Source organism: Fulvivirga aurantia, from assembly GCF_009711475.1.
GTDB lineage: Bacteria > Bacteroidota > Bacteroidia > Cytophagales > Cyclobacteriaceae > Fulvivirga > Fulvivirga aurantia.
Genome location: NZ_SMMD01000877.1, coordinates 6,932 through 12,969, shown reverse-complemented (window position 1 = coordinate 12,969; position 6,038 = coordinate 6,932). Strand labels below are relative to the sequence as shown.

At 38.3% G+C, this 6,038-nt stretch carries 12 protein-coding genes; all 12 read right to left on the bottom strand.

Features of this window, described 5'->3' with window-relative positions:
• Window positions 1–84 precede the first annotated feature (84 nt).
• Window positions 85–690 (bottom strand): 30S ribosomal protein S4, encoded by a 606-nt coding sequence (gene rpsD, locus E1176_RS14375; protein WP_155211329.1) that lies wholly within the window; start codon window positions 688–690, stop codon window positions 85–87.
• Between the two features lie 27 nt (window positions 691–717).
• On the bottom strand, window positions 718–1,110 hold the full coding sequence (gene rpsK, locus E1176_RS14370) for a 30S ribosomal protein S11 (RefSeq protein WP_155211328.1): 393 nt from the start codon (window positions 1,108–1,110) through the stop codon (window positions 718–720).
• A gap of 15 nt (window positions 1,111–1,125) precedes the next feature.
• Window positions 1,126–1,503 (bottom strand): 30S ribosomal protein S13, encoded by a 378-nt coding sequence (gene rpsM, locus E1176_RS14365; protein ID WP_155211327.1) that lies wholly within the window; start codon window positions 1,501–1,503, stop codon window positions 1,126–1,128.
• Between the two features lie 3 nt (window positions 1,504–1,506).
• Window positions 1,507–1,623, bottom strand: coding sequence for a type B 50S ribosomal protein L36 (ykgO, locus tag E1176_RS14360; protein WP_002695078.1), 117 nt, complete (start codon window positions 1,621–1,623; stop codon window positions 1,507–1,509).
• Between the two features lie 5 nt (window positions 1,624–1,628).
• Window positions 1,629–1,847, bottom strand: a complete 219-nt coding sequence (infA, locus tag E1176_RS14355; RefSeq protein ID WP_155211326.1) for a translation initiation factor IF-1 — start codon at window positions 1,845–1,847, stop codon at window positions 1,629–1,631.
• Between the two features lies 1 nt (window position 1,848).
• Window positions 1,849–2,622, bottom strand: a complete 774-nt coding sequence (gene map / locus E1176_RS14350; RefSeq protein ID WP_155211325.1) for a type I methionyl aminopeptidase — start codon at window positions 2,620–2,622, stop codon at window positions 1,849–1,851.
• A 6-nt stretch (window positions 2,623–2,628) separates the two neighbouring features.
• Entirely contained in the window at window positions 2,629–3,942 is a 1,314-nt protein-coding gene (gene secY / locus E1176_RS14345) for a preprotein translocase subunit SecY (protein WP_155211324.1), read from the bottom strand.
• A gap of 2 nt (window positions 3,943–3,944) precedes the next feature.
• Window positions 3,945–4,391: a 50S ribosomal protein L15 gene (gene rplO, locus E1176_RS14340; RefSeq protein ID WP_155211323.1), complete on the bottom strand. Its 447-nt coding sequence runs from the start codon at window positions 4,389–4,391 to the stop codon at window positions 3,945–3,947.
• Between the two features lie 49 nt (window positions 4,392–4,440).
• Entirely contained in the window at window positions 4,441–4,620 is a 180-nt protein-coding gene (gene rpmD / locus E1176_RS14335; protein WP_155211322.1) for a 50S ribosomal protein L30, read from the bottom strand.
• A gap of 4 nt (window positions 4,621–4,624) precedes the next feature.
• Complete coding sequence (rpsE, locus tag E1176_RS14330) at window positions 4,625–5,143, bottom strand: 30S ribosomal protein S5 (protein ID WP_155211321.1); 519 nt, start codon at window positions 5,141–5,143, stop codon at window positions 4,625–4,627.
• A 6-nt stretch (window positions 5,144–5,149) separates the two neighbouring features.
• Complete coding sequence (gene rplR, locus E1176_RS14325) at window positions 5,150–5,497, bottom strand: 50S ribosomal protein L18 (protein ID WP_155211320.1); 348 nt, start codon at window positions 5,495–5,497, stop codon at window positions 5,150–5,152.
• Window positions 5,498–5,505: 8 nt separating this feature from the next.
• Window positions 5,506–6,038: 50S ribosomal protein L6 (rplF, locus tag E1176_RS14320; protein ID WP_155211330.1), on the bottom strand; the 533-nt coding region annotated here is incomplete at its 5' end.

Here is a 6,038-nt window from a genome sequence, read left to right as displayed (position 1 = left end):
TAAAATTGACATAGTTAAATTAACTTTTTAAAGTTATAGTCCCACCTATCCAGAAAGGTGGGACTGCTAAATATTTTATAGAAATTATTTCGAGTAAAGTTCTACGATTAGCTGCTCATTAATGTTCTCAGGAATTTCATCTCTCTGAGGGAAAGCAACTAATTTTCCAACCATTTCACTCCCATCCCACTCTAACCAAGGGAAGTTTTTAGCTCCATGAGAAGCCAAACTATCCGTAACAGCTTCTAAAGATTTAGATCTCTCTCTTACAGCCACAACGTCACCTGGTTTCAATGCTACTGAAGGGATATTAACAATACCTCCATTAACAGTTATGTGTTTGTGAAGTACAAGTTGTCTAGCAGCTCTTCGAGTTGGAGCAATTCCTAAACGAAATACTGCGTTGTCCAATCTTGTTTCTAACAGTTGAAGTAATATCTCACCTGTTACTCCAGACTTTCTTGAAGCCTTGTCGAACAAGTTAGAGAACTGCTTCTCTAATACACCGTAAGTGTATTTTGCTTTTTGCTTTTCCTTTAACTGAACTGCATATTCAGACTCTTTTCTTCTTCTACCACGACCATGCTGGCCAGGAGGGTAGCTTTTCTTCTGAAGAGCCTTACTTGGACCGAAGATTGGTTCATTAAATCTTCTGGCGATTTTCGTTTTAGGACCTCTATATCTTGCCATTATAAAATGTCTTTTCTATTAATATTATTATACTCTTCTTCTCTTAGGCGGTCTACAACCATTGTGTGGTAGAGGAGTAACATCTTTGATTACTGTAATCTCAATACCAGTATTTTGGATGGTTCTGATGGCTGATTCTCTACCAGCTCCAGGACCTTTTACGTATACTTCAACCTTTCTTAAACCAAGATCGTAAGCCTTTTGAGCACAATCCTGAGCTGCCATTTGAGCAGCGTAAGGAGTGTTTTTCTTAGAGCCTTTGAAACCCATTTTTCCAGCAGAAGCCCATGAAATAACCTGACCGGTTGTATTTGTCATGGAGATAATAATGTTGTTAAATGAAGCCTTGATATGCGCTTCACCTATAGCCTCAACTGCTACTACGCGTTTTTTTGCTTTATCTTTTCTTTTTTGTGCCATGTCTTTTAGTTACTATTATTTAGTAGCTTTCTTTTTATTGGCTACGGTTTTTCTCTTACCCTTTCTGGTTCTCGAGTTGTTCTTAGTTCTTTGACCTCGAACAGGTAGCCCTCTTCTGTGTCTCAACCCTCTGTAACATCCTATATCAAGCAAACGCTTAATACTCATCTGTACTTCTGATTTGAGTACACCCTCTACCTTATGATTCTCACTGATAATTGAACGAATCTTACTTGCTTCATCATCTGTCCAATCTTGAGCTTTTTTGCTCCAATCAATGCCAGCCTCAGTTAGTATGTTCTGAGCTGTACTTCTACCTATACCGAAAATATAGGTTAAAGCAATTTCACCACGCTTATTATCGGGTATATCTACTCCTGCTATTCTTGCCATAGTTTAGCCTTGTCTTTGTTTAAACCTTGGATTTTTTTTGTTGATCACGTAGACCTTTCCCTTTCTTCTGATAATCTTGCAATCAGCGCTACGCTTTTTTACTGAAGCTTTAACTTTCATTTCTTTTATTTATATCGATAAACAATTCTTCCTTTTGTCAAATCGTAAGGTGACATCTCTAGTTTTACCTTGTCACCCGGTAAAATTTTAATATAGTTCATTCTCATTTTTCCAGAGATGTGTGCAATTACCTCATGTCCGTTTTCTAATTCAACTCTAAACATTGCGTTAGAAAGGGCCTCACTAATTGTACCATCTTGTTCTATAGATTTTTGCTTCGCCATATTAAAATTTAAAGTTCTCTTCTATATACTTATGTGTTGTTAACACTTCGGTTCCCTCTTTAAAGATCGCCACAGTGTGCTCGTAATGAGCTGATGGCTTCCTGTCTGCAGTTCTTATGGTCCATCCGTCTGCCTCTTGCACCACACTTCTAGCTCCTAAGTTAATCATGGGCTCGATGGCTATCACTAAGCCTTCTTTAAGCTTAGGGCCTTTGCCTCGTTTACCATAATTAGGAACTTCCGGACTCTCGTGTAAATCTCTGCCAAGACCATGGCCTACTAGCTCTCTTACAATACCATAACCAAATTGTTCGGCATGGTTTTGAATGGCATAGGCTATGTCTCCTATTCGATTCCCACAAACTGCTTCTTCAATACCTTTATAGAGCGACTCTTTTGTCACCTTCAATAACTGTTGTACATCATCACTTACTTTTCCCACAGGATAAGTATAAGCCGAGTCACTGTGAAAACCTTTGAAAAAGACCCCACAATCAACTGAGATTATATCGCCTTCTTCCAGCTCGTAATCACTTGGAAAACCATGGACTACATTTTCATTAAGTGAGATACACAACGATGAAGGAAAACCATTGTAATTTTTAAACGATGGAACCCCTCCGTTATCTCTTATATATTCTTCGGCTATTTTGTCAAGCTCTATGGTTTTAACACCCGGCTTAACCATTTTAGCCACTTCACCATGCGCTTTTCCTAAGATCTGCGCACTTTCTTTTATTATCTCTACCTCTTCCTTAGACTTATAATGAATCATTATAACCTAAGCAGCTGCAATTTGAGAACGTCCTTTCACTTTTCCAGACTTCATCATACCTTCATAATGTCTCATTAGAAGATAACTTTCAATCTGCTGTAAGGTATCTAGTACAACACCTACCATAATTAAAAGGGAAGTACCTCCGTAGAACTGAGCGAAACCTGCACTAACACCTGCCTGTACAGCAAATGCTGGTAATACAGCCACTATCGCTAAGAAAATAGAGCCTGGTAAAGTTATTTTTGTCAATACCTGATCTATAAATTCGGAAGTTTGTTTCCCTGGCTTAATACCTGGGATGAAACCACCATTTCTTTTCAGGTTGTCTGCAATATCATTAGGGTTAACCGTAATCGCAGTGTAGAAGAACGTAAACAATAGTATTAAAATTCCAAATACTAAATTGTATTGCCATCCGTAAGGATCTGCAAACGTAGCTCCTATATAAGCTCCTACATCACTGTCTGACCATAAGCCAGCGATCATTGGCGGAATGAACATCAATGCCTGAGCAAAGATGATAGGCATTACACCTGACGCATTCACTTTTAATGGAATATAATCTCTTTTACCACCATACAGTTTATTACCTATAACCTGTTTCGCATACTGAATTGGTATTCTTCGGGTAGCTTGTGTTAACATCACTACTGCCATAACGATGAAGAATAGAGCAACAATTTCTAATACGAACATTAATGCACCACTCATTCCTCTAGAAACAGCTTCACCTAATAATGAACCAGGCAATCTAGAAATGATACCAATCATGATCAGCATCGAGATACCGTTACCTATACCTTTATCAGTAATACGCTCACCTAACCACATACAGAACATAGTACCAGCTACGAGTATAATTACTGAAGATACAGAGAAGAATACTCCTGGGTTGTAAATCGCTTCTGAAGGTATTGTTACCGCCAGGTAGCTACCCCCTTGCGCTGCTGTGATTGCAATGGTTAAAACTCTTGTTATTTGAGTTAATTTCTTTCTACCTGACTCGCCTTCCTTTTGCAACTTTTGGAAGTAAGGGACCGCCACTGTCATCAATTGTATAACAATTGAAGCTGATATATATGGCATTATACCTAACGCAAAAATTGAAGCTCTACTAAATGAGCCTCCAAGGAATGTATTAATAAAGTCAAATATTCCTCCTGATGTACCTTCACCTAAAAGGTCAGGATCTACACCAGGTAATACGATAAAAGACCCCAGTCTGAAAATCATTAGGAATCCAACAGTATTTAGAATCCTAACTCTGAGATCTTCAATCGAGAAGATATTCTTTATGGTAGTAAAAAATTTTTTCATAATTAAAGCTTAGTAACTTTTCCTCCTGCTGCCTCTATTGCTTTTGAAGCAGAAGCAGAAAAAGCATGGGCTGTAACATCAACTTTTGTTTTCAATTCTCCATTACCGAGAATTTTAATCACATCATTTTTACCAGCCAAGCCATGTTCTACTAATGTCTGTACATCGATAGCTTTAACTTTAGCCTCATCGATAAGTTTCTGAATTGATGATAAGTTAATAGCCTTATACTCAATTCTGTTTGGACTAGTAAAGCCAAACTTAGGCACCCTTCTTTGTAAAGGCATTTGCCCACCTTCAAAACCTATCTTTTTTGAGTAACCAGAACGAGACTTGGCACCTTTGTGACCTCTTGTAGAAGTACCACCTCTACCAGAACCTTGTCCTCTACCAATTCTCTTTTTATTTTTTACTGAACCTTCTGCAGGTTTTAGTGTACTTAATTTCATCTGATTTTTATTTTGCCTAACGCCTAATTTAATAGACTCGGATTAATTTTTATATTTCAGTTACGGTTACCAAGTGATTAACTTTATTAATCATTCCTGCTATTTGAGGTGTAAGTTCAACCTCTACCGCTCTATTTATCTTACCAAGACCTAGGGCCTTTATTGTACGCTTCTGATTTTCAGGACGTTTGATCGTGCTTTTAATCTGCGCTATTCTAACTTTTGCCATAATCTTATCCGTTGAAAACTTTAGATAATGAAATACCTCTTTGCTGAGCCACTGTATAAGGGTCTCTCATGTTGGTCAGAGCATCAAAAGTTGCTTTTACCACGTTATGAGGGTTAGAAGATCCTTTAGATTTGGCCAGTACATTGTGTACACCAGCACTTTCTAATACCGCACGCATCGCACCACCTGCGATAACACCTGTACCAGGAGCTGCAGGCTTAAGTAGTACGAAACCACCACTATATTTACCTAATGACTCGTGAGGAACAGTACCTTTAATTACAGGCACTTTTACTAAGTTCTTTTTGGCGTCATCAATTCCTTTAGTGATAGCGTCAGTTACCTCATTTGCTTTACCAAGGCCGTATCCTACAACACCGTTGCCGTCTCCAACAACTACGATAGCAGAGAAACTAAATCTTCTACCACCCTTAACTACCTTAGCAACACGCTTAATGGCAACAACCTTTTCTTTAAGGTCTATTTCACTAGCTTTTACTGATCTTATATTACTTTGAGACATAATGCTTTAAAATTTTAGACCTCCATCTCTGACACCATCTGCCAAAGCTTTAATTTTTCCGTGATACAAGTATCCGTTTCTATCAAAAACGATAGTCTTTATACCTTCTGCAGATGCTTTCTCAGCCAATTTCTTCCCTACATTTTCAGAAACTTCAAGGTTTACCTTGTCGCTTCCTAGCTCTTTAGAGTTAGACATTGCTATCGTATGTCCTTTTGTATCATCTATAAGCTGGGCGTAAATACCTTTGTTACTCTTGTATACAGAAAGTCTTGGCCTTTCAGCAGTACCGTTGATTTTGCGTCTGATACCGCCTTTAATTCTCTGTCTTCTTTTATATTTATTAAATGCCATTTCCTTTATTATTTAGCAGCCTGCTTACCAGCTTTACGTCTAACATGCTCACCAACAAACTTGATACCTTTACCTTTGTATGGCTCAACTTTTCTAAGTGATTTTATCTTAGCAGCTACCTGACCTATTAATTGCTTGTCGGTACCTTCTAATGTAATTACAGGATTCTGACCTTTGGCAGTCTCAGCTGAAACTGATAGTTCAGTTGGTATAGACATCCAGATATTATGTGAATAACCTACACTTAGCTCAAGCACATTATTCTGCGCTGTTGCTTTATAACCTACCCCTACAAGCTCTAGTTGCTTTTTGTATCCTTCAGTTACGCCTTCTACCATGTTATTGACCAAAGAACGGTATAATCCGTGTAGTGCTTTGTGTCTCTTCTGCTCAGTAGGTCTCTCTAAAGTCAACTCACCTTCGTTTTCAACCAATTTGAAGGCAGGGTCAATGCTTTGTGTAAGCTCACCTTTAGGTCCTTTCACCTTCATTTCACCAGATTTCTGGTCGAAAGTGTAGGAAACTCCTTCCTTAAGCTTGA

What these genes read in the sequence shown, in the direction of transcription:
- rpsD (WP_155211329.1), bottom strand. Translation starts at nt 690, where the DNA reads ATGGCAAGATATAGAGGTCCTAAAACGAAAATCGCCAGAAGATTTAAT.
- rpsK (WP_155211328.1), bottom strand. Translation starts at nt 1,110, where the DNA reads ATGGCACAAAAAAGAAAAGATAAAGCAAAAAAACGCGTAGTAGCAGTT.
- rpsM (WP_155211327.1), bottom strand. Translation starts at nt 1,503, where the DNA reads ATGGCAAGAATAGCAGGAGTAGATATACCCGATAATAAGCGTGGTGAA.
- ykgO (WP_002695078.1), bottom strand. Translation starts at nt 1,623, where the DNA reads ATGAAAGTTAAAGCTTCAGTAAAAAAGCGTAGCGCTGATTGCAAGATT.
- infA (WP_155211326.1), bottom strand. Translation starts at nt 1,847, where the DNA reads ATGGCGAAGCAAAAATCTATAGAACAAGATGGTACAATTAGTGAGGCC.
- map (WP_155211325.1), bottom strand. Translation starts at nt 2,622, where the DNA reads ATGATTCATTATAAGTCTAAGGAAGAGGTAGAGATAATAAAAGAAAGT.
- secY (WP_155211324.1), bottom strand. Translation starts at nt 3,942, where the DNA reads ATGAAAAAATTTTTTACTACCATAAAGAATATCTTCTCGATTGAAGAT.
- rplO (WP_155211323.1), bottom strand. Translation starts at nt 4,391, where the DNA reads ATGAAATTAAGTACACTAAAACCTGCAGAAGGTTCAGTAAAAAATAAA.
- rpmD (WP_155211322.1), bottom strand. Translation starts at nt 4,620, where the DNA reads ATGGCAAAAGTTAGAATAGCGCAGATTAAAAGCACGATCAAACGTCCT.
- rpsE (WP_155211321.1), bottom strand. Translation starts at nt 5,143, where the DNA reads ATGTCTCAAAGTAATATAAGATCAGTAAAAGCTAGTGAAATAGACCTT.
- rplR (WP_155211320.1), bottom strand. Translation starts at nt 5,497, where the DNA reads ATGGCATTTAATAAATATAAAAGAAGACAGAGAATTAAAGGCGGTATC.